Annotated in this window: 26 protein-coding genes and 2 tRNA genes; 15 read left to right on the top strand and 13 right to left on the bottom strand. The window is 73.2% G+C overall.

What is annotated here, in order from left to right; genetic code table 11:
- Positions 1–140: 140 nt before the first annotated feature.
- Together H7X46_RS20550 and H7X46_RS20545 are read right to left on the bottom strand one after the other, a co-directional pair.
- Complete coding sequence (locus H7X46_RS20550; protein WP_186360948.1) at positions 141–875, bottom strand: MBL fold metallo-hydrolase; 735 nt, start codon at positions 873–875, stop codon at positions 141–143.
- A gap of 19 nt (positions 876–894) precedes the next feature.
- Complete coding sequence (locus H7X46_RS20545; protein WP_186360947.1) at positions 895–1,569, bottom strand: DUF429 domain-containing protein; 675 nt, start codon at positions 1,567–1,569, stop codon at positions 895–897.
- 18 nt (positions 1,570–1,587) lie between these two features.
- Between H7X46_RS20545 and H7X46_RS20540 the strand changes: the two genes are divergently transcribed.
- From H7X46_RS20540 to H7X46_RS20525, 4 genes are read left to right on the top strand one after another with little or no spacing between them, the layout of a single operon-like run.
- Positions 1,588–2,055, top strand: a complete 468-nt coding sequence (locus H7X46_RS20540) for a ribose-5-phosphate isomerase (protein ID WP_186360946.1) — start codon at positions 1,588–1,590, stop codon at positions 2,053–2,055.
- On the top strand, positions 2,055–2,873 hold the full coding sequence (locus H7X46_RS20535) for an Fpg/Nei family DNA glycosylase (protein WP_186360945.1): 819 nt from the start codon (positions 2,055–2,057) through the stop codon (positions 2,871–2,873). The genes H7X46_RS20540 and H7X46_RS20535 overlap by 1 nt, the downstream gene beginning before the upstream one ends.
- Before the next feature lie 55 nt (positions 2,874–2,928).
- The gene (locus tag H7X46_RS20530) at positions 2,929–3,678 is read left to right on the top strand and encodes an HAD-IIA family hydrolase (protein WP_222132216.1); all 750 of its coding nucleotides are present in this window, start codon (positions 2,929–2,931) and stop codon (positions 3,676–3,678) included.
- 43 nt (positions 3,679–3,721) lie between these two features.
- Entirely contained in the window at positions 3,722–3,880 is a 159-nt protein-coding gene (locus tag H7X46_RS20525; RefSeq protein ID WP_186360943.1) for a hypothetical protein, read from the top strand.
- Between the two features lie 32 nt (positions 3,881–3,912).
- Here H7X46_RS20525 and H7X46_RS20520 read toward each other — a convergent pair whose 3' ends face one another.
- The gene (locus tag H7X46_RS20520) at positions 3,913–5,391 is read right to left on the bottom strand and encodes an AMP-binding protein (protein WP_186360942.1); all 1,479 of its coding nucleotides are present in this window, start codon (positions 5,389–5,391) and stop codon (positions 3,913–3,915) included.
- 65 nt (positions 5,392–5,456) lie between these two features.
- On the bottom strand, positions 5,457–6,908 hold the full coding sequence (locus H7X46_RS20515) for an NAD(P)/FAD-dependent oxidoreductase (protein ID WP_186360941.1): 1,452 nt from the start codon (positions 6,906–6,908) through the stop codon (positions 5,457–5,459).
- 185 nt (positions 6,909–7,093) lie between these two features.
- On the opposite strand from H7X46_RS20515, the gene H7X46_RS20510 reads away from it, so the two are divergent.
- The gene (locus H7X46_RS20510; RefSeq protein WP_186360940.1) at positions 7,094–7,957 is read left to right on the top strand and encodes a universal stress protein; all 864 of its coding nucleotides are present in this window, start codon (positions 7,094–7,096) and stop codon (positions 7,955–7,957) included.
- Positions 7,958–7,963: 6 nt separating this feature from the next.
- On the opposite strand, the gene H7X46_RS20505 is transcribed toward H7X46_RS20510, so the two are convergent.
- Together H7X46_RS20505 and H7X46_RS20500 are read right to left on the bottom strand one after the other, a co-directional pair.
- Complete coding sequence (locus H7X46_RS20505) at positions 7,964–8,287, bottom strand: DUF4180 domain-containing protein (RefSeq protein WP_186360939.1); 324 nt, start codon at positions 8,285–8,287, stop codon at positions 7,964–7,966.
- A 134-nt stretch (positions 8,288–8,421) separates the two neighbouring features.
- Complete coding sequence (locus H7X46_RS20500) at positions 8,422–8,775, bottom strand: UPF0158 family protein (protein ID WP_186360938.1); 354 nt, start codon at positions 8,773–8,775, stop codon at positions 8,422–8,424.
- A gap of 110 nt (positions 8,776–8,885) precedes the next feature.
- On the opposite strand from H7X46_RS20500, the gene H7X46_RS20495 reads away from it, so the two are divergent.
- The 8 genes from H7X46_RS20495 (at position 8,886) to H7X46_RS20460 (ending at position 15,054) form a co-directional block, all read left to right on the top strand.
- Complete coding sequence (locus H7X46_RS20495; RefSeq protein WP_186360937.1) at positions 8,886–9,128, top strand: hypothetical protein; 243 nt, start codon at positions 8,886–8,888, stop codon at positions 9,126–9,128.
- 257 nt (positions 9,129–9,385) lie between these two features.
- On the top strand, positions 9,386–9,682 hold the full coding sequence (locus H7X46_RS20490) for a metalloregulator ArsR/SmtB family transcription factor (protein WP_186360936.1): 297 nt from the start codon (positions 9,386–9,388) through the stop codon (positions 9,680–9,682).
- Complete coding sequence (locus H7X46_RS20485) at positions 9,679–10,068, top strand: VOC family protein (protein ID WP_186360935.1); 390 nt, start codon at positions 9,679–9,681, stop codon at positions 10,066–10,068. The genes H7X46_RS20490 and H7X46_RS20485 overlap by 4 nt, the downstream gene beginning before the upstream one ends.
- A gap of 272 nt (positions 10,069–10,340) precedes the next feature.
- Positions 10,341–11,375, top strand: coding sequence for an ABC transporter substrate-binding protein (locus H7X46_RS29945; protein ID WP_370588880.1), 1,035 nt, complete (start codon positions 10,341–10,343; stop codon positions 11,373–11,375).
- A gap of 56 nt (positions 11,376–11,431) precedes the next feature.
- The gene (locus H7X46_RS29940; protein ID WP_370588879.1) at positions 11,432–12,424 is read left to right on the top strand and encodes a FecCD family ABC transporter permease; all 993 of its coding nucleotides are present in this window, start codon (positions 11,432–11,434) and stop codon (positions 12,422–12,424) included.
- Positions 12,421–13,470, top strand: coding sequence for an iron chelate uptake ABC transporter family permease subunit (locus H7X46_RS20470; RefSeq protein WP_186360934.1), 1,050 nt, complete (start codon positions 12,421–12,423; stop codon positions 13,468–13,470). The genes H7X46_RS29940 and H7X46_RS20470 overlap by 4 nt, the downstream gene beginning before the upstream one ends.
- Positions 13,467–14,279: an ABC transporter ATP-binding protein gene (locus tag H7X46_RS20465; RefSeq protein WP_186360933.1), complete on the top strand. Its 813-nt coding sequence runs from the start codon at positions 13,467–13,469 to the stop codon at positions 14,277–14,279. The genes H7X46_RS20470 and H7X46_RS20465 overlap by 4 nt, the downstream gene beginning before the upstream one ends.
- A 49-nt stretch (positions 14,280–14,328) precedes the next feature.
- Complete coding sequence (locus tag H7X46_RS20460) at positions 14,329–15,054, top strand: (2Fe-2S) ferredoxin domain-containing protein (RefSeq protein WP_186360932.1); 726 nt, start codon at positions 14,329–14,331, stop codon at positions 15,052–15,054.
- 115 nt (positions 15,055–15,169) lie between these two features.
- Here H7X46_RS20460 and H7X46_RS20455 read toward each other — a convergent pair whose 3' ends face one another.
- The gene (locus tag H7X46_RS20455) at positions 15,170–15,574 is read right to left on the bottom strand and encodes a glutaredoxin domain-containing protein (protein WP_186360931.1); all 405 of its coding nucleotides are present in this window, start codon (positions 15,572–15,574) and stop codon (positions 15,170–15,172) included.
- An 80-nt stretch (positions 15,575–15,654) separates the two neighbouring features.
- Positions 15,655–15,731: transfer RNA gene (locus H7X46_RS20450), tRNA-Pro, on the bottom strand.
- A gap of 205 nt (positions 15,732–15,936) precedes the next feature.
- Here H7X46_RS20450 and H7X46_RS20445 point away from each other — a divergent pair.
- Complete coding sequence (locus H7X46_RS20445) at positions 15,937–16,812, top strand: hypothetical protein (RefSeq protein ID WP_186360930.1); 876 nt, start codon at positions 15,937–15,939, stop codon at positions 16,810–16,812.
- Positions 16,813–16,909: 97 nt separating this feature from the next.
- Positions 16,910–16,980, top strand: a tRNA-Gly gene (locus tag H7X46_RS20440).
- Between the two features lie 253 nt (positions 16,981–17,233).
- Here the strand turns inward: H7X46_RS20440 and H7X46_RS20435 are convergent.
- From H7X46_RS20435 to H7X46_RS20415, 5 genes are all read right to left on the bottom strand, one after another.
- Positions 17,234–17,740 (bottom strand): hypothetical protein, encoded by a 507-nt coding sequence (locus tag H7X46_RS20435; RefSeq protein WP_186360929.1) that lies wholly within the window; start codon positions 17,738–17,740, stop codon positions 17,234–17,236.
- Positions 17,737–18,597, bottom strand: coding sequence for a cytochrome c biogenesis CcdA family protein (locus tag H7X46_RS20430; protein WP_186360928.1), 861 nt, complete (start codon positions 18,595–18,597; stop codon positions 17,737–17,739). Before H7X46_RS20430 ends, H7X46_RS20435 begins: the two co-directional genes overlap by 4 nt.
- Positions 18,594–19,289 (bottom strand): DsbA family protein, encoded by a 696-nt coding sequence (locus H7X46_RS20425; protein WP_370588878.1) that lies wholly within the window; start codon positions 19,287–19,289, stop codon positions 18,594–18,596. Before H7X46_RS20425 ends, H7X46_RS20430 begins: the two co-directional genes overlap by 4 nt.
- A 138-nt stretch (positions 19,290–19,427) precedes the next feature.
- Positions 19,428–20,366 carry a M56 family metallopeptidase gene (locus tag H7X46_RS20420; protein WP_186360926.1) on the bottom strand — a complete coding sequence of 313 codons (939 nt, stop codon included), beginning with the start codon at positions 20,364–20,366 and terminating at the stop codon, positions 19,428–19,430.
- Positions 20,363–20,722, bottom strand: coding sequence for a BlaI/MecI/CopY family transcriptional regulator (locus tag H7X46_RS20415; protein WP_186360925.1), 360 nt, complete (start codon positions 20,720–20,722; stop codon positions 20,363–20,365). The genes H7X46_RS20420 and H7X46_RS20415 overlap by 4 nt, the downstream gene beginning before the upstream one ends.
- Between the last annotated feature and the right edge of the window lie 3 nt (positions 20,723–20,725).

The raw sequence follows: 20,725 nt of genomic DNA, 5'->3' as shown, positions 1-20,725 counted from the left end.
CGGTCATTCCCCGGAGACACGCGACATCGAATCAGAGTGACGGAGGCTTGTCGAATGCTGCCCGACTGGACCACTCGGCGTAGAAATACCCCCTTTCAGGGTAGTAGTCGACCGTGGTCGCACCGAGCCGTCCGGTCGGCTCATTCCTCTTGACGCGAGCCCGGGAACGCGTTCCAGCGGGCGAGCTCGGCGTGCTGCACGGCCGCCTCGGCCGGGCTCATGGGGGCGCCGTGCCCGGGGACGTACGTCGTCGCAACCCGCTGCCGCAGGATGGCGACCGCGCCCGCCCAGTCCCGCGGGTACGCGTCCGGCCCGGCCGAGGGCGGCGCACCGTTCTCCAGCAGGTCCCCGGCGAACAGCACCCCGGCGTCCGGGACGTGCACGGCGAGGTCGTGCCCGGTGTGCGCGGGGCCGGGGTGGACCAGCTCGGCGACGCGCCCGCCCAGGTCCAGGGCGTGCACCGATCCCGGGCGGGGACAGACCGGCCGGTCGGGGAGCACCGGCACGGTGCCCGCCAGCGCGTCCGCGGTACGCGTGTCACCCCGGTCCCGGTAGTGCCGGGCCCACACCGCGCGCTGCGCCGCCGCGGTGACCTGCAGCGCCGCCGCGCAGCCGGCCTGGGCGTACACCGGCACGCCGGGGAACGCCGACGTCCCGAAGCAGTGGTCGAAGTGTGCGTGCGTGATCGCCACCAGCAGCGGCAGCGCCGTGACCGCCCGGACGGCGGCGGCCAGCTCGGCGCCCTGGCGGTCGTCGCCCCGCGTGTCGATCACGAGCGCCCGCTCGGCGCCCAGCACGAGCCCGGTGGTGAGGTCGAGCTCGGCGTGCCGGCGGGCGTACACCCCGTCGGCGAGGCCGATCCAGCGTCCGTCCACGAGCCGATCCTGCCGGTCCTCAGACCGCGATCGCGGTGGACCGGCCGCGGGCGTCGGTGCCCGGGCCGAGGAGCTCGGCGGTGCCGCGGGCCACCCGCTCGGCGGTCCAGGCACAGGCGAGGGCGTCGAGGACGTCGTCGAGCCGGGTCGCGGCCGGCAGGTCACCGAGCACTGTGCCCGGGTCCACCCAGGACGCGAGCGCGGCGATCCGCTGCCCTGCGCCGCGCGCGGTCCGCTTCGGAGCGAACGCCGTCCCCGGCGCCATCGTGCGGAACGACAGCTCCGGGTGCGCCTCGACGACCGGGTCCGGCAGCTCCACCCGCCGGAACTCGCGGATCTTCGGCACGATGTTCCAGGCCTGCATGCTGATCTTCTTCCCGGTGACCCGCACGGCGGCGGCGCAGGCGTCCTCGTAGGACCCGGCGTCGAGGACCGGTGCGGGCGGCGTGGGAAACAGGGAGGAGCGGGCCGTCCCGAGCCGGGCGGCCGCGTGGACCTCGGCGTCGCGCCGGTCCGGGCCGGGCGGCACGGCGAGCGGGATGTCGACGCCCACGGCGTCACACCCCTCGGTCACCGCCAGCACGGCCGCCGCGTCCGGGACGACCGACCAGTCCGCCCGCCGCGACCGCCCGGTCCCGGACAGCACGCACACCACCCATCCCGTGGGGACCCCGTCGACGCCGCCGACCCGCATGGGGGAGGATCCTGCCCCGTGCGCGTCTACCTGGGCAGTGACCACGCCGGTTTCGAGGTCAAGGGCAAGCTCGTCGAGTACCTGACCGGGAAGGGCGTCGATGCGGTCGACGTCGGGGCTCCGACCTACGACGCCCTCGACGACTACCCCGCCTGGTGCATCGAGACCGCCCGCCGGGTCGTCGGGGATCCCGGCAGCCTCGGCATCGTGCTCGGCGGATCCGGGAACGGCGAGCAGATCGCCGCGAACAAGGTGCAGGGCATCCGCGCCGCGCTGGCGTGGAACGAGGCCACCGCGACGCTGGCCCGCGAGCACAACGACGCCCAGGTCATCGGCGTCGGTGCCCGCCAGCACTCGTTCGAGGAGGTCACCGCGATCGTCGACGCCTTCCTCGCCACCCCGTTCTCCGGCGACGAGCGTCACCAGCGGCGGATCGACCAGATGCTCGACTACGAGCGGACCGGCGAGTACCACCTCCCCGGCTGATGCCGGAGGGCCACACGCTGCACCGCCTGGCGCGGATGCACCGCAAGCTGTTCGCCGGCCGGCCGGTCTCGGTGTCCAGCCCGCAGGGCCGGTTCGCCACCTCCGCCGGGCTGCTCGACGGCCAGGTGCTCACCGGAGCCGAGGCCCACGGCAAGCACCTGTTCCACCGGTACGGGCGGGACCGGGTCGTGCACGTCCACCTCGGCCTGTACGGCACGTTCGCCGAGGGGGAGCTCCCGGTGCCGGAGCCGGTCGGGCAGCTGCGGATGCGGCTGGTCGGCGAGACGCACTACGCCGACCTGCGCGGCCCGACGGCGTGCGAGCTGATCACCTCGGCGGAGGCGCGGGCGCTGCGGGCCCGGCTCGGCCCGGACCCGCTGCGCCGCGACGCCGACCCGGACCGCGTCCGGGACCGGATCGCCCGCTCACGCAGCCCGCTCGCGACGCTGCTGATGGACCAGTCCGTGGTGGCGGGCGTCGGGAACGTCTACCGGGCCGAGCTGCTGTTCCGGCACGGCCTGGACCCGCTGCTGCCCGGCCGGTCCCTGGACCGGGAGACCTGGGACGCGATGTGGCCGGACCTCGTGGCCCTCATGCGCGACGGGGTGCGGACCGGCCGGATCGACACCGTCCGGCCCGAGCACGACCCGCGCCGCCGCGGCGAGCCCGGCCGCAAGGACCGGCACGGCGGGGAGGTGTACGTCTACCGCCGCGCCGGCCTGCCCTGCCTGGTCTGCGGCACCGAGGTCCGGCACGCCGCACACGCGGCGCGCAACCTGTTCTGGTGCCCCACATGCCAGCCGGAACACCGCGGGTGAGTGGGCACAACTAGTGTTCGGTGGCGTGGTGGAGCACAAGCCGATCGAGTGCTGGATGACCGACATGGACGGTGTCCTCGTCCGCGAGGGCAGCATCATCCCGGGTGCGGACACACTCCTGGCACGGCTGCGGGAGAAGGACGTCCCGTTCCTCGTCCTGACCAACAACAGCATCCACACCCCGCGGGACCTCCGGTACCGGCTGCAGGCCACCGGCCTGGACGTCCCCGAGGAGGCGATCTGGACCTCCGCGCTGGCGACCGCGGCGTTCCTGAACGACCAGCGCCCGCAGGGCAGCGCCTACGTGATCGGCGAGGCCGGGCTGACGACCGCGCTGCACGACATCGGCTACGTCATCACCGACCGCAACCCCGACTACGTCGTGCTCGGTGAGACCCGTATCTACAGCTTCTCCTCGATCGCGACCGCGATGCGGCTCGTCGAGCGGGGCGCGCGGTTCGTCGCCACCAACCCGGACGCGACCGGGCCGTCCCCGGAGGGCATCCTCCCGGCCACCGGGTCGGTCGCGGCGATGATCTCCAAGGCGACCAGGGTGGAGCCGTACTTCATCGGCAAGCCGAACCCGCTGATGATGCGGGCCGCGCTGAACCGGCTCGGCGCGCACTCGGAGTCCACGGTGATGGTCGGCGACCGGATGGACACCGACATCCTCGCCGGGCTGGAGGCCGGGATGCGCACCGTGCTGGTGCTGTCCGGGATCACCCAGGAGTCCGAGATCGACCGGTTCCCGTTCCGGCCGTCCCGGGTGGTGGACTCGGTGGCCGACCTGCTCGACGACGTGTAGCACCGGCTTGCGAACTACACGCGTGTGGTTCACCATCGAACACATGTACGCAACCGAGGTGACCTGGTGCCGATGCGCCGGTTGCGGCGCGGAGGCGGAACTGCCGGCGACGGAGACCACGGGCGTGGCGGTGCCGTGCCCGGACTGCGCGGACCCGATGGCCGAGGAGTGGACCTGGGAGGCGGCGCTGGCGCGCCCGTGAGTGGTTATGAGGGTCAGGACCCTCATAACCACTCACGAGTCGTAGACGTACTCGGCGGGTGCGCGGCGGCGGGCCTCGGCCAGCGCCGAGCGGCGAACCTTCCCGGCGTCGTCCCGCAGCGGGTGGTCGACGATCTCGTAGCTGCGCGGGCGCTTGTACGGGCTGAGCCGGTCCGCGCAGTGCGCGTCCAGCCGCTCGGGCAGACCGTTCCCGGAGGACCCCGCGACCGGCTGGACGATCGCGTGCACGATCCGGCCGTAGTCGTCGTCGGGTAGCCCGACGACGACGGCGTCGCGCACCTCCGGGTGCGCCGCCAGCGCGGCCTCGATCTCGGCCGGGTACACGTTGGCGCCCCCGACGAGGATCATGTCCGAGCGGCGGTCGGCCAGGTGGAGCCAGCCGTCGGCGTCGAAGTACCCCATGTCGCCGAGCGACTCCCAGCCGTCCCGCTCGCGGGGGACCGCGCCGAGGTAGTGGTAGGTCGCCGGCCCGGTGGAGCGCATCCAGATCTCGCCGATCTCGCCCGGGCCGAGCTCGCGGCCGTCGTCGTCGCAGATCCGCATCTCACCACGGACGACCTGCCCGACGGAACCGGGCCGGGCCAGCCAGTCACGGCCGTCGATCGCCGTCCCCGCCTGCGACTCGGTGCCGGAGTACAGCTCGAGCACGGTCTCCGGGCCGACCCGGTCCATGAAGCCCCGCTTGACCTCCGGCGGGCAGGGTGCGCCGACGTGCAGCACGGTGCGCAGGCTCCCCAGCTCGGCGGACGCCCAGTCCTCGGCGGGGAGCCGCAGCATCCGGCCCATCATCGTCGGCACGACGTAGAGCCAGGTCACGCGGTGCTCACCGATCAGCCGGAGGGTGCGGGCCGCGTCGAACCGCTGCATCAGCACGACGTGGTGGCCCTGCAGCAGCGCCATGAGCGAGAACATGTACGGCGCGTTGTGGTACAGCGGCGCGGTGCACAGCATCACGCCGTCGCGCTCGATCCGCAGGCCGTCCACCCGCTCCAGGACCTGCTCGACGCAGGCCGCCTGACCGGCCACGATCAGCTTCGGGCGGCCGGTCGAGCCGCCGGAGGTCGGCGCCTTCCAGGACGGTCCGACGACGTCGGGCAGCGGGTCGTCGTCGTACCCGGTTGCGTCCACGTCGGACCCGACGACGAGCGCGGGCCGCGCGACCTCCAGCACCGCAGCGCGTTCGGCGTCCGGAAGCCGGGCCGACAACGGCTGCGGGACCGCCCCCAGCTTCCACGCCGCGACCGAGCACTCCAGGTGGTGCACGGTGTTGGGCAGGGCGATCGACACCCGGTCGCCGCGGGTGACGCCCCGGTCGGCGAAGGCGCGGGCGAGCCGGTTCGTGCGGGCGTCGAACGCGGCCCGGGTCAGGGTGGTGTCGCCGTCGGAGGCGATCGGCCGGTCCGGGGCGGCGGCGACGAGCTCGCGGAGCCGGGCGCTCAGCGCCGTCGAACCCGGTGCGACGGGCGGGTGCGGGAAGCGGGCGGTGGCCACCCTGCCACCCTAGATGCGCTGCCGCGCTCGTGAGTGGTTATCAGGGTCAGAGCCCTCGTAACCACTCACGAGTGAAATTCGTACTCGGAGGGCTCGACGCGGCGGGTGCGGTCGTCGTACTCGCGCATGTAGCCGGGCCAGTTGGTGACGATCCGGCCGGTCTCGTCCCGGTACCATGAGTCGCAGCGGGTCCAGGCGGTGCCGGGGAAGCGGGACTGGACCTCGGCGTCGTAGGCCCGCTCGACGTCCTCCCGCACCTCCACGCCGCGCGCCCCGCGCCGCTGCGCCTCCTGCAGCGCCTCCCGGACGTAGCGGACCTGGTGCTCCAGGTACCGGATGATCGACCCGCCGGAGGTGTTCGTGTTCGGTCCGTAGAGGACGAACATCGACGGGAAGCCGGGCACGGTCATCCCCAGGTACGCGTGCGCACCGTCCGCCCAGGTGTCCTGGAGGGACCGTCCACCCGGGCCGGTGATCTCCATCGGGAACATGAAGTCGGTCGCCGCGAACCCGGTACCCCAGATGATCGTGTCGACCTCGTGGGTCCGGCCGTCGGCGGTGCGGACGCCCTCCGGGACGATCCCGGTGACCCGCTCGGTCACGAGCGTGACGTCGTCGCGCTGCAGTGCCGGCAGCCAGTGCGAGCTGAACAGGATCCGCTTGCACCCGAACGTGTAGTCCGGCCACACCTTGCGCCGGATCTCCGGGTCGCGCAGCTGCATCCGCATGAACAGAGTCGAGTACAGCCGCCCGACCCGGCCCCAGGTCGACGGGTGCCGGATCATGAGCGTGATCGACTCGCAGTACTCGGTGATGAACCGGCGGCGCCAGCGCTGCAGCCCCGGCACGTGCCGGACCGCGGCCCGCCACCAGCGCGGGAACGGGCGGTTGCGGCGCGGCAGGAACCAGTTGCCGGACCGCTGGAACACGGTCAGGTGCCCGGTCTCGGGGGCGATCTCGGGCACGAACTGGACCGCGCTCGCCCCCGTCCCGACGACGGCGACGCGCCGGCCCCGCAGATCGTGCTCGTGATCCCAGCGGGCCGAGTGGAACGTGTGCCCGCCGAACGTGTCCGCGCCCGGGATGTCCGGCACGACCGGCCGGTTGAGCTGCCCGGTCGCGAGGATCAGGACGTCGGCGGTCCAGGTCCGGCCGTCGTCGGCGGTCACCGTCCACGGGCCGTCGGCGCGCGGCCGGTCGGCGGCGACGACCCGGGTGCCGGTCTCGACCAGGTCGGCGACGCCGTACTCCTTCGCGACGTCGTGCAGGTAGGCGAGGATCTCCGGCTGCGGCGAGCACAGCCGGGTCCAGTCGGTGCGCTGCGCGAACGAGAACGAGTACAGGTGGCTCGGGACGTCGCAGGCCGCGCCCGGGTAGGTGTTGTGCAGCCAGGTCCCGCCGATGTCCGGGCCCGCGTCGACGATCGTCACGCCGCGGATGCCGTGTGCGCGCAGCTCGATCGCGGCCGCGATGCCGCCGAACCCGGCGCCGACCACGAGGACGCTCGGTGCATGCACGGGGGACCACCTCCTCGTTCGTGCCCCGGATCACCGTAGCGATCGACGCCCGGGCCGCGGGTGCCGTGTCCGGCCCGGACGGACCCCACATGCGGCGACGCGCTGCGCGCAACGCGTGACTGGAGCAGGCTGGGGGAGGAGCGGCCGGAGACGCCCGGAGCGGCCGCAGGAGGGAGTTGCTCACGATGAGTGCCGTCGTTGTCGGGGTGGACGGGTCGCAGCCGTCCCTCGACGCGGTCCGCTGGGCCGCGCGGGAGGCCGCCGAACAGCACGCCGACCTGCTGCTGGTGCACGCGTTCGACGTTGCGGGGCTCTACGCCGACTCGGCCGCTGCCCCCATGCTCGACGACGTCGAGGAGCGGTTGCGCGAGGAGGCCGACGAGATCCTGGGCGCGGCCCGGGACGCCGCCGCCGAGATCGCGCCGGGGGTGTCCGTGCGGACCCGGACGGCCCGGGAGGCGCCCGCGGCCGCCCTGATCGAGGAGTCGCGGACGGCGTTGCTGGTGGCGCTCGGGCACGCCGGGCACGGAGCGCTCGGCTACGCGCTCGGGTCGGTGACGCTCACCGTCGCCTCGCACGCCGAGTGCCCGGTCGTCGTTGTCCGCGGGACCGTCCAGGAAGGACCGGTCGTGGTCGGTGTGGACAACGGTCCGTTGTCCGAGACGGCCCTCGCGCACGCCTTCGCCGCCGCATCGGCGCACCACACCGGACTCGTCGCGCTGCACGCCTGGCACGACGGGAAGTCCCCGGCGCTGCGCGCCGCCGGGGCGTTCGACCGGTTGCTCGAGGCCGAGGAGCGGGCGCTCGCCGAGCGGCTGGCCGGCTGGTCCGACCGCTACCCGGACGTCGCCGTCGAGCGGGTCATCGAGCGGTCCGAGCCGGGGCGTGCCCTGGCCGAGCACAGCAAGGCGGCCCGGCTCGTGGTCGTCGCGACCCGCGGCCGGGGCGGGTTCACCGGGCTGCTGCTCGGCTCGACCGGGCTCTCGCTGATCCAGCGGGCGCACTGCCCGGTGCTGCTGGCCGGGCCGCACGCGAAGAAGCTCGCCTGACCCGGCTCAGCCGAGGTCGGCGGCGTCGGCGACGAACCGGAGCTGGTGGCCCGCGTTCGACTCGCGCACCCAGTCCGCGACCGGGCCGGGTTCGGCGGTCCAGCGCGAGACGTCCCCGACGATCGCGAGCCGGACGCCGTACTGCGCGAACTTCTGCGTCACGGCGCCGGCCAGCCCGCTGCGCAGCCGGAAGAACTCGGGGTCGAGGCGCTCCACCGGGATCGCGACCAGCTCGGCCTCGTGGGCGAACGCGTCGCCGAGCAGGTCGGTCGCGTCGGACTCCCCGGCGATCACGGGGCCGTCGGCGGGCAGGGTGAGGATGCGGGGCACGTGGGCGAGGACAGCAGGTGGGCCGGCGGTCGGCAACGGAATTGCCGCTCCGCGGTCGGAGCGGGTCCGGTGCTCATGGCGGATCCGCGGAGCCGACTCGGCTCCCGCACCAGCCGTTCCGGATCGAGCCGGCGTCAGGTCGCCAGCCGTCCTGGCGACCTCGGCGCCACGCAGTAACCTTCGTCCGCGAGCCAGGCTCGGGTCCGGCCACGTTGTCGCTCGTCCGAGAAGGAGTGCCACTCCTCGACCTCGCCCGGTGACCGGGACAGGACGTCCTTGAACCGGCGGAAGGCACCGCGACCCTGAATCGCGATGCTCAGGCGCTCCGCCCGCTCCGGGTCGGTGCGGCTGTCGATGAAGGCCTCCATGTCTCGGTACCCCTGCCGGGAGCCCTCGCAGTCGACGTACAGCCACCGGTCCGGACGGGTTCCTCGTCCGCCGGCTCCTCGCCGACCTCGACGGCGTACTCGATCGCGGCCTGCGGCCACACCTCGCCACTCTGCAGGTCGATGCGCCCACCCCCGGACAGCGGATCACCCTCGAGAACCATCGCGAGCTCGTCGAGGTCGACGGGCAACGGGCAACGGGCGGAGCATCGGTGTGGGCGGGTGCCGAGCCGCGACTCGAGCTGTTCGGCGAGCTCGTCGTCCCCGAGCCAGCCGCGTCCCCGCAGCCGTTCGGCACAGGTCGCGGCGAGCTCGGCCGCGCCCTCCACCTGGTTCGCCAGGGCGGCCACCTGGCCATCCCCGATCAACTGCAGCGGCCCGTCGTCGAGCAGGCGATTCGCCTGGAGGAGCGCGACGAGCTCCGTGCCGTCGCCGCCGTACACGGCGGCTCGTAGCTGCGTTCGTTGTTCCCGCCGGTCGATCATCACAACCTCCGCGTGCCGCCGTCGACACCGTAGGGCGCGGATCGCGTGAGCGCGCGCCGGCCGCGGTGCCCGGTCGGCGGCCACGGCGGTCGTCGCGCACCTGGCCGGGCCGAACCCCGGGCGGGGGCAGCGAGTCCGGCGCCGCGTCGGGACGGTCCTTCGGACGATCCGGCGCCGCCTGCGGGCGGAGCCTTGACAGGCAAGTAGGTACTTGCCTATAAAGGGTCGTGGACGCAGCCCCCGAGCTCTTCAAGGCGATCGGTGACGCGACACGACGCACCATCCTCGACGAGTTGATCGACAAGGACGGCCAGACACTGTTCGAGATCTGCGGCCGCCTGGCCATGAAGCACGGCCTGGCCTCCACCCGCCAGGCCATCTCGCAGCATCTCGCCGTGCTCGAACAGGCCGGCCTGGTGCACGCACGGAAGCAAGGCCGGTACAAGTTCCACCACATCGACACGAGCCCGCTGCGCTCGATCGTCGAGCGGTGGCCCCTCGATCGAAAGGCGCCGAACCCATGATCCGCATCAACGTCACCAGCGTGCTCGTCGACGACCAGGCCAAGGCACTGGCCTTCTACACCGAGAAGCTCGGCTTCATCAAGAAGACCGACGTGCCCGCCGGTGACGCCCGCTGGCTCACCGTCGTCTCGCCCGCCGACCCGGACGGGGTCGAGCTGCTCCTGGAGCCCGACGGTCACCCGGCCGCGGGGCCGTTCAAGAAGGCGCTGGTGTCCGACGGCATCCCGTTCACCCAGTTCGCCGTGGACGACGTGCACGTCGAGGTCGAGCGGCTCAAGGGGCTGGGGGTCGAGTTCACCCAGGAGGCGACCGACCTGGGCCCAGTCGTCGTCGCTGTCCTCGACGACACCTGCGGCAATCTGATCCAACTCGCCACCATGAAGTGAAACGCCCGTTCGGACGGGCCGGCATTCCGCAGCCGAGGTGAGGTCGCGGTTGGATGTGGTGCCAGTCTGGGTCTGCCTGCCGGCACCGAGGCCGTGCCAGTCCAGGCTCGGGCCGATGCGGACGAATCTGCCAGCAGGGCGGGACGATGCCTGCGTGCCGCGCTGCGGTCGGTGCCCGTGACCGGGCGCGGTGTGTCCTATCCGAATGGGACATGTGAACAGCTCTTCAATTGTGGCAAACTGCGCGGGTGAACTGGTGTCGAGGAGGTCTCGTGCCCGCGCTGTCCGGTCACCGCCGCCGGCTGATCATCACCCTGAGCTGTGCCGCCGCGCTCGTCCTGACCGCCTGCGGTGGACCGCCCCGGCCCGGAGCCGTGATGGCGTCGGGAGCGGTGACGGAGACGAACTGCGGTCTGCCGGTGACCGTGCCGGAGCCACCGCGGCGGATCTACGCGCTGTACCAGCCGGCGATCGAGATGGTGCACGCGCTCGGGGTGACCGACCGAGTGGTCGGCACGGCGTTCCTGGACGCCCAGGTGCTGCCCGACTACGCGCCGGCGCAGGCGGAGATGGACTACCTGCCGGAGCTGCCGAGCCGGGAGGCGTTGCTGGCCGCGACGCCCGATTTCGTGGTGTCCGGGTACAACGGGGTGTTTGCCACCTCCGGGTCCGAGACCCTCGGCACCCGCGGCGACCTAGCCCGGCTCGGGGTCCAGAGCTGGGTGTTCGGCCCGCTGTGCCCGTCCGCGGACGGGTTGGCCGACGAGGCCATCGACCCCCGCGCGGTGACCATGGACAACGTCTACGCCGACGTGCGCGGGCTGGGGCGGCTGTTCGGGGTGTCCGAGCGGGCCGAGCAGGTGGTCGCCGAGATGCGCCGGCGGCTGGACTCCGTGCGATCGCGGACCGCGGACATGCCGGTCGTGCGGGTTGCGGTGATCAGTCCCAAGGACGACGGCACGTTCAGCGTCGCCGGCGGCCAGGACTTCGTGACCCGGATCCTGGAGATGGCCGGCGCCGGGAACGTGTTCGCCGACCTCAGGGCGAAGCGCAACATCCCGGTCGGGGTCGAGGAGATCATCGCCCGCAACCCGGACGTCATCCTCACCTCCACCTGCTGCGACGGCACCTACACCCGGGCAGACGGCGAGCCGGACGCGCAGAAGCTGCGCGACAACCCGGCGCTGGCTCAGGTGAACGCGGTGCGGGACGGGCGGGTGCATCCGTTCCTGTTCGCCGATCGTGCCGCGGGAGTCCGCGTGCCGCACGCCGTGGAGACGGTCGCCGACCTCGTGCATCCGCGGTGACGGTCACGGCGAGGCCGGCGGGCGCCCGTGCCGGGGCCCCGGCGCGGTGGCGCGGCGTGCTGCCCGCGCCGATGGCGTTGCCCTGCGCGGTCGTCGTGCTGGTCGCGGCCACGGTGCTGTCGCTCAAGGTCGGTGGGGCCGCGGTGTCCTGGCGGGCGCTCGCCGACGGGCTCGTGCGGTTCTCCGGTACCGAGTCCGATCTGGTCGTGCGGCACGTCCGGCTGCCACGGACGCTGGCCGGGCTGGCGGCCGGGGCCGCGCTCGGGGTCGCGGGCTGCGTGGCCCAGGGGCTGACCCGCAATCCCCTCGCGGGCCCGGGCACGCTCGGTGTGAACGCCGGCGCCTCGTTCGCGATCGTGGCGGTGATGCTCGCCTTCGGTGCCGAGGACCTCGGTGCCTACGTGTGGGCCGGGTTCGCCGGTGGTGCGGTCGCCGCGCTCGCGGTCTACGCCATCGGCGCCACCGGCCGCGGCGGGGCGAGCCCCGTGAAGCTGGCGATGGCGGGCGCTGCGGTGTCGGCGCTGCTGCTGGCGATGGTCAACGCGCTGGTCCTGCTCGACCACGACCTGTTCGCCCGGTTCCGGTTCTGGACGATCGGCTCGCTGACCCGCGCGGACCTGGCGACGGTCGGGCAGGCCGTACCGTTCCTGGCGGCCGGTCTGCTTGTCGCGGTCGTGCTGATCCGGCGGCTCGACGCGCTCGCCCTCGGTGACGACACCGCTCGCAGCCTCGGTGCCCGCCCGACCGTAGTCCGGGTCACCGGGCTGGTCGCGGTGGTGGTGCTGGCCGGGACGGCGGTCGCGCTGGCCGGTCCGGTCGCGTTCGTCGGGTTGGTCGCCCCGCACGTGGCCCGCGGTCTGGCCGGGACGGCCCATCGGTGGGTGCTGCCGCTGTCCGGGCTGGTCGCGGCCACGGTGGCGCTGCTGGCCGACGTCGCCGGCCGGGTGCTGATCGCCCCGGAGGAGATCCAGCTGGGGATCACCGCGGCTCTCGTCGGCGGCCCGTTCTTCCTGCACCTGGTCCGGACCCGGAAGGTCCCGGCGCTGTGACCGCCGCTCACGGGCCGGCCCTGGTGCTGCGTCGCGGCGGCTTCTCGGCCCGGGTCGACGTGCGCGCGATCACCGTCGCGACGGCGGGGTGGCTGCTGGCGCTGGGCGTGGCGGTGTGCGGGATCGCCGTCGGCGACTACCCGATGCCGCTGGACACCGTGCTCGACACGATCGCCGGGAACGGCACCATGATCACCTACGACGTCGTGGTGCGGCACCGCATCCCACGCGCGACGGTCGGAGTGCTGGTCGGGGCGGCGTTCGGGATCTCCGGGGCGATCCTGCAACGGCTCGCGCGAAATCCACTGGTCAGCCCGGACGTCATCGGGATCAACGCGGGAGCTGCGGCCGGGGCGGTCCTGGTGATCCTGGTGTTCGGCGGCGCAGGGTTCGGCGTGACGGCCGGCGCGTTGGTCGGCGCCGGGGTGGCCGCGCTGGCGGTGTACCTGATCGCGCACCGCGGCGGGTTCACCGGCTACCGGCTGGTGCTGGTCGGGATCGGCGTCGCGGCGATCCTGACCGCGGTCGCCACCTTCCTGCTCAGCCGGGCCGACACCAACGCCGCCTACCGGGCCGCGGCCTGGCAGGTCGGCAGCCTGGCCGGTCGGACCTGGCCGGATGTCGTGCCGGCCGGGGTCGCGGTCGCCGTTCTGGCCCCGGTGGCGGTCGGGCTGGTACGGATGCTGCGCCTGCTGGAGCTGGGCGACGATCTGGCCCGGTCGTTGGCCCCGCGCCTGGAGCCACCCCGGATCGGGTTGCTGGCCGCCGCGGTCGGGCTCGCGGCGCTGGCCACCGCGTCGGCCGGGCCGATCGGATTCGTCGCCCTGGTCGCCCCACTGATCGTGCGGCGCCTCCTCTGCGGCCGTCCGCCAGGATTGCTGCCCTCGGCCGCCGTCGGGGCTCTGGTCGTCAACGGTGCCGACCTGGTCGCCCGGACCGCGTTCAGCCCCTACGAGCTACCGGCCGGCGTGCTCACCGCGCTGGTGGGCGCCCCGCTGCTGGTGTCCCTTCTGGTGCGGGCCAACAAGATCGGAGCAAGCGGATGACCATGACCTCCACCCCTCACCGGCCGGCCCTGGCAGCCCGCAGCCTCACGCTCGGTTACGGACCCGAACAGCTCGTCGTCGACGACCTGTCGGTCGCGGTGCCCCAGGGAGCCGTCACCGCGATCGTCGGCCCCAACGCGTGCGGTAAGTCCACACTGCTGCGCGGGCTCGCTCGGCTGCTGCGCCCCCGGTCGGGCACCGTCCTGCTCGACGGCGCCGACATCGCCCGGTTACCACCGGCCGCCCTTGCGACCCGGCTCGGGATGCTGCCCCAGCAGCCGCTCGCCCCGGACGGGGTCACGGTCGCCGACCTCGTCGCCCGCGGCCGACACCCGCATCAGCGCTGGTTCCGACAGTGGTCGGTCGACGATGAGCACGCCGTCGTGTCGGCGCTCGCCGCGACGGGGCTGTCCGATCTGGCCGATCGCGGGGTGGACGAGCTCTCCGGCGGCCAGCGCCAGCGAGTGTGGATCGCGCTGGCCCTCGCCCAAGACCCGGCGACGATGCTGCTGGACGAGCCCACCACCTTCCTCGACCTCGCCCACCAGCTCGATGTACTGGAACTGCTGCGCCGGCTGAACGCCGAGCAGGGCCGCACGATCGTGCTGGTGCTGCACGACCTGGAGCTCGCCGCCCGCTACGCCCACCATCTGATCGCGATGCGGGACGGGCGCGTCGCGGCCGCCGGACCGCCGGCCGACGTCGTCGTCGAGGACACCGTGCGGCGGGTGTTCGGAGTGGACGCCCTGATCACTCCGGACCCGCTCACCGGGACACCGCTGGTTCTCCCACGACCGCGCCCGATCTGATGCGTGCGTGCCGGGTACTGCGCTGCCCCTCGCGGACGGGAGCACCCGGATGACCGACCCGCCGACCCGCGCCCTCGTGCTCGTCGCCCGGCCGACACCCTCCGGAGTGGACGAACGCTCGCTGGACCAGCTGGCCGTCGACGTGGCCCGCCGGGTGCGCGCCACAGTGCGGGTCGCCCACCTGGACCAGCTGGACCCGTCGATCCCCGCGGTCCTCGACGAGCTCACTGCCACCGGGGTCACCGACGTCCTGTGCGTCCCCTTGGCCCTGCCCACCGACCGCTACCTGCGGACGTGGATCGGCCGGGCGGTCGCGCACTGGCGATCCGCCACAGCCTCCCCGTGCGAGGTGAGGATCGCCTCCGGTCGCACCGACGTCACCGTCGACGCCGTCACCAGACTGGCGACCACCGACGGAGAACCCGTTACCGCGTCCCCGTCCGGGTTCGCAGCCCCCGCCTGGTCGGTGCTCGACGTGCCACGGCGCCACCTCTTCGTCTGCCGCGGGCCGCGCTGCCTGGTGTACGGAGCCGGCGCCACCCACCGCACCCTGGCGACCGCCGCACGGGGAACCACCACACAGGTGACACCGTGCGGATGCTTGGGCCCCTGCAACCTCGGCCCACTGGTCGTCGAAGGCGACAGCTGGCACACACAGGTCGGGGCCGCCGACGCCGCCACGATCATTGCCGACAGCCCGTCCGGTCGCCGCCCCCGCAGGCCCGGATCGCGTGGCCTCGGCTCCGACGCCGGACCGGAGCGAGGCCGGCACTGACTCGTGCCCGGTGCCCGGGGCGAAAACCGCCCGTGCCCGCGGCGATCAGCTGCCTGAACTCGACGAGCCCATGGCGCAGGACATCGGCAACACACCCGGGCGGCCGTCGGCGGGGTCAGCCCGGCTCGCGGACATGCTCGAGAACCAGACGATGGGGCGGGTTGGTGTACGGCTCGTCGTCGATGACCACCGTCGGCACGGTCTCGTCACCGCCGTTGACGCTCCGGACGAAGGCGGCAGCGCCCTCGTCCTGCCAGATGTTGACCCACACGGCGTTGGCACGGTGCCGGCCGAGGGCGTGCCTGAGGCTCGAACACGCCGCGCAGCCGGGGCGCCAGTAGATCACCACGCGTCGCTGCTCGGCCGGCAGCGAGTCCAGCTCGTCGTGTCCGATCGATCGGCCGCCCCGCCACGGCGCCATCCAGTAGGCGACGGAGAAGAGGACCGTCGCCACGATCACGGCGATCAGGACGGACTGACGAACCAGCAGTCCGCCCATGACGGCGCCGAGCAGCAGCATGATGATCCAGGCTCGACGCTCCACGGACGGCAGCGTAGAGCCTGGAGAGGCAGGGAGCTGGCGCTCACGTGATGTCCCACTGGTCGGGGTGGCGGGATTTGAACCCACGGCCCCTCGCTCCCAAAGCGAGTGCGCTACCAAGCTGCGCCACACCCCGTCGCCCGCAGTCTAGCCCCGCCTCACTGCAGGCCCACGGCGACGTCGGTTCATGGCCAGCACCCGGTGTGTTCCGCGCGACAGCGGCCGCTCGTTGATCGACGACCGACCCCATTTTTAAGGTAAGGCTCTCCTAATTCGACGGAGAAGTGCAGTTCCGCCAATCCCGGCTGCCTCCGTGACGTCCACCGAGCACTGGAGTGCCCGTGACCCTGCCCCGCACCGAGCTGGACGTGCTGCTCGCACACCGCGTCGGTACCCGGCTCGATCTCGACCCCGACTCGCTCGTCCGCCACCTGCCGCTGCTCGACGAGGTGGTCGCGACCACCGCGAACGGCAGCGCGCTGCTCGGCGACCTCGCCCCCTACGCCGAGCCGAGCTTCACCGGGGAGGCGTTCGGGATCCGGACCGACCGGGTCAACCTGCGGCTGTCCAGGTCGGCGGTCGCCGAACTGGTCACCACCGCGCCCGACGACGAGGCCCGCGAGCCGGCTGGGTTGTGGATGTTCGACGCCGACGGCGCGGCCGTGCACCGTGCGCACCTGGTCTCCGAACCGGCGCCGACGGTGGTCGATCTGATGGCGCTGGCGCCGCGCGCCGAGCCGCCCGGCTCCGCCGGTGTGGGGCTCCCACCGCCCGGCGAGCTCGACCAGATCGGCCTGCTCGACGCCGCCGTCACCGGCGAGCCGATCGAGCGGTTCGCTCCGCCGGCGTCCCCGGTGACCGGATTCCGGTCGGTCGTGGAGCTGCTCGGGCTGCTGTGCGAGCACGCCGTCCCGGCCGGGTTCGCCGTGGCGAACCGGGGCTGCCTGCAGGCGTCGGTCGGGTGGGTGGATCACGTCGAGGCCGGCGACGTCGTCGGGGTCGCCTCCGGGCCCGCCCGGTTCGCGTTCGGGTCCGGGGACGTCGACGCGGTCCGCGTGGTCCGCACCCACGGCCCGCAGGGCCCGGTGTCGACGGTGCTGCTGACCGGTGAGGACGGCTGCTGCCTGGCGATGATCGGGCAGCTCGGCCTGCCACCGGCGAGCGCGGTGATCGCCTGGGAGGCGATGGTGCGCGACGTCTTCGGGGCCGGACACTGACCGCCGCTGCCGTACGGCGTGATCCGAGGGGGCGGGGGATGGTCACCGCGGCGGCGTGGGCTACCCTCGTGCACGTCCGGTCGTAGCAGCCGGGCATGCGGGCGTAGCTCAATGGTAGAGCCCCAGTCTTCCAAACTGGCTACGCGGGTTCGATTCCCGTCGCCCGCTCACACTGGTCGACCAGCGAAAACGGCGCCCACTCCCGATCATGGGAGGGGTGCCGCTCGCGTTCCGTGAACTAACGTGCAACTTGCCTGCGTCCTCGTCGTCCTGGGCGAGCGTGGCGAGTTGCTCGGCGATGACCCGATTCCGCGCCTTCCTCGCGCGCTGGTAGATCAGGCCGGCGCGCATCGAGCCGTGGCCCGTCCGGTGCATCGGCAGACCGCAACCATGGCCGGGCGCCACGGGCGGTCGGTGGCTCTCACGAGGTCTCCTTCGCGGAGGGGAGCCCGGTATCGCGAGTGGGTGTGGAGCTCGCGGACCCGGCCCCCGGTCGCGGGCAGCTCGCGGCTCCGCGCAGCCGAACCCGCAGCGCCGCGGCCAGCCCGATCACGGCGAGCACGGCCAGCATCGGTTGCACCGGTTCGAACCAGGCCATGGCGCCGGTGTACCCGAGCACGAGCAGCACGAGCTTGTTGCAGACCGGGCATCCGACGGCGAAGAAGCCGAGCAACGCCCCGGCCGACGCCCGGCGGCCGCCCGGCCCGCCCGGAGCGCGGACGTAGGTGGCCGCGACGAGACCGGACAGCACCGCGACCAGCCCGAGTACCGGGTAGGCCCAGGCCGGGGTGGGGATCTGCCGCCAGAACAGCGGGGTCGGCAGCACCGCGGTCGGGACGGCGACGACCACGGCTGTCGCGATCGTGGCCACGGCCGCGACCGTCCACTGCCGGGCGGTCCAGGTCTTCAGCACGGCGAGCGTCTTCATCGTGTCCCCTCCCGCTCCCGCTCGTCGGTCGCGGCCGGTGAGCCGTGGCGACGCAGGAGCCGGAACGCCATCATCGCCAGGGCGACCAGGACGATCCCCAGCAGGACGGCCGCGTCGGGCACACCGCCGAACAGGTCCCCGACGGTGTTCTGGAGATCGGCCTGCTGGTCGACCGTGGTGGGCGCGACGAGACCGGCCGTGCCCTCGGTGAGCAGGAAGAGCAGACCGATCCCGACGAACAGCAAGCCCGAGATCAGGCTCGTCGAGTGGCTGCGCAGCGGTCCGAGACGCACCTCCCGGCCGCGCAGCCACTGCTTGCCGGACAGCCCGAAGCGGTCCCACAGCAACGCGAGCACGAACAGCGGAGCAGCCATCCCGACCGCGTACGCGGCCAGCAGCGCTGCGCCGTAGCCGGGTTCGGACCCCACCGCGGCGACGGTCAGGACACTGCCGAGCAGCGGACCGGAGCAGAAGCCGGCGAGACCGTAGACCGTGCCCAGCGTGAAGGTCGAGACCGGACCGGAGATCCGGATCCGCCCGGCGAGCCGGCCCGCGGTAGTGCTGCCGAAGCCGATCCCGAGGATGCTGAGCACGCCGAATCCGACCAGCAGGAGCCCACCGGCGGCCGTCACGGCACCCCGGTACTGGGTGATCATCGCACCGACCAGCGCGACGCCGGCGCCGAGCGGTACCAGCACGGTCAGCAGGCCGGCGAGGAACGTCAGCGTACGACCGACCAGCGTTCCCACCCGGTCGAAGGCGTAGGCGAAGAACGACGGCAACAGCAGCGCCGCGCACGGGCTGATCAAGGACAGCAATCCGCCCAGGAAGGCCGTCAGCAGACCGACGCCGGTCACGACGCGGCCGCCAGCGCCCGGTCGATCTGCGCACGGAACCGTTCGACCGGCTGCGCGCCCATGATCGGGTACCCGTTCACCACGAACGACGGAGTGCTCGGCACGCCGAGCGCGCTGCCCTCGTCGAGATCCCTGTCCACCGCCCCTGCCACCTCGGGCGAGTCCATGTCGGCGCGGAACCTCGCCATGTCCGGGACACCGATCTGCTCGGCGTAGGCGATCAGCTTGTCTTCCGGCAGGTCGGGCTTGGCGCGCTCGGGTGTGTCGGCGTAGAGCGCCCGGTTGTACTCCCAGAACATTCCCTGCAACGCGGCCGCCCGACCGGCGTGCGCGGCGACCGTGGATTCCGGCCCGAAAATCGGATAGTCCCGCCACTCCAGCCGCAGCCGGCCGTCGTCGACGTACTCGTCGATCAGCTGCTGCTCGGTCTCCCGGCTGAACTTCGCGCAGAACGGGCAGCGGTAGTCGGAGAAGATCGTCATAACCACTGGCGCGTCGGCCCGGCCCAGCGCGAGCGGGTCGCCCTCCTGCCGGCGGGCGATGTCGCCCAGCGGCCCGACCTCGGCGCTCGCCCCGGACGGCGCAGCCGGTGCGGCCTCCGTGTCCTCGGCCGGGTCCGAGCCGGGCCCGCCGGTGACCAGGTACCCGATCAGGGCGACGGCCACGACCACCAGGACGGCGACGATCGCCACGTCCCGACGCCGGCCCCGCCGTTCGAGTGTTCCGGATGTGCGTCCCACACCGACCCCTTCTACTAACGAAATAGTAGTTACCGTGAGGACGGTAGTAGGCCGTGTGAATGTCCGGTCAATTGGGTCCCGGCGTGAGGGTCAGGCGGACACGCAGACCGCGAGCACCAGCGCGATCGCGCCGGCCGCGGGCAGTGCGGCGGGCACGAGCGCCATCCCGCCGGTCGTGACCCGGGCGGCCGCACCGGCGCCGCGCAGCAGGGCCGAGCGCCGGGAGCTCAGCCAGGACCGCCGGGCCTCGGGGAACGCGTCGAAGCCGACGGCGCCGCGCGGAGCGCCCGGTCCGGTCGCCAGTACCTGCACCGCCCGGGTCACCGCCTCCGGCCCGCACCGCCGCACGGCGGCGGCATCGGCCGCGAGCTCGCACAGCACACCGATCGCACCCGGCGCCTGCCGGCAGAGCGGGACGTGCGGTAACGCCGCCGCCGCGGCGTGGGCGAGCGCGACGGCCAGGTGGTGCCGCCCCCGTACGTGGGCCCGCTCGTGAGCGAGCACTGCCGCGACCGTGTCGGCGTCGAACCGGCGCAGCCCGGTCGAGGCGACGACGATCCCGCGGCGGCCACCGCCGACCGAGAACGCCACCGGGTCGTCGGACGGGATCCACCAGACCCCGTCGCGCACCTCCGCAACCGCGCGCAGTGCCCCGACGCGATCGATCCGGTGCCGCCGCTCGGTCCGCAGGGCGCGACCGAACAGCGCTGCGACCCGGGTCAGCAGCACGAGCAGCGTGATCCCCGCGACGAGCCGCGCGAACAGCAGCCACGGCAGTTCGGCGCCTCGGGACACCGCTTGCCAGCAGACCACCGCGATCCCGAGCATGCCGTCCGGCACAGAGGGATCGGGCAGCACGAGCACCGCAGCGGCCGTGACGGCCGACGACGCCGCCGTCACCAGCGTGACCACCCAGGCCGACAGCGCGAGTGCCGGATGCACCCGCGGATTTCCGGCCGGGCGCAGGTACCACGGCCCGGTCACGCCCAGCGCGCCGGCGGCGAGCAGCAGCGCGAGCGCGATCGTCACTCGGCCTCCTCTTCCGACAGGGCTCGGCGCAGGAACTCGGACTCGCGCTCGTCCATGCCGCGAGCGAAGTGCAACAGCACGCCCTGCGGATCGCCGAGCGAGTCGAGGATCTCGCGGAGCATCTCGGCACCGGCTTCCTCCCGGGCCCGTGCCGGGACGTAGGCCCAGGCCCGGCCCTCCCGGTAGCGATGCACCCAGCCCTTGCCGTGCAGGTTGTCCAGCACGGTCATGACGGTCGTGTAGGCCAGCGACCGCTCACCGGACAGGGCGGTGTGCACCGCCCGGACGGTCTGCGGGCCGTGCGCATCCCAGAGTGCGGCCATCACCCGACTCTCGAGCTCGCCCAGTCCCGGCACGCC

Source organism: Pseudonocardia sp. C8 (genome assembly GCF_014267175.1).
Lineage (GTDB): Bacteria > Actinomycetota > Actinomycetes > Mycobacteriales > Pseudonocardiaceae > Pseudonocardia.
Note: the sequence above shows the minus strand (reverse complement) of the source record. Positions and strands in the feature narration are given on the sequence as shown.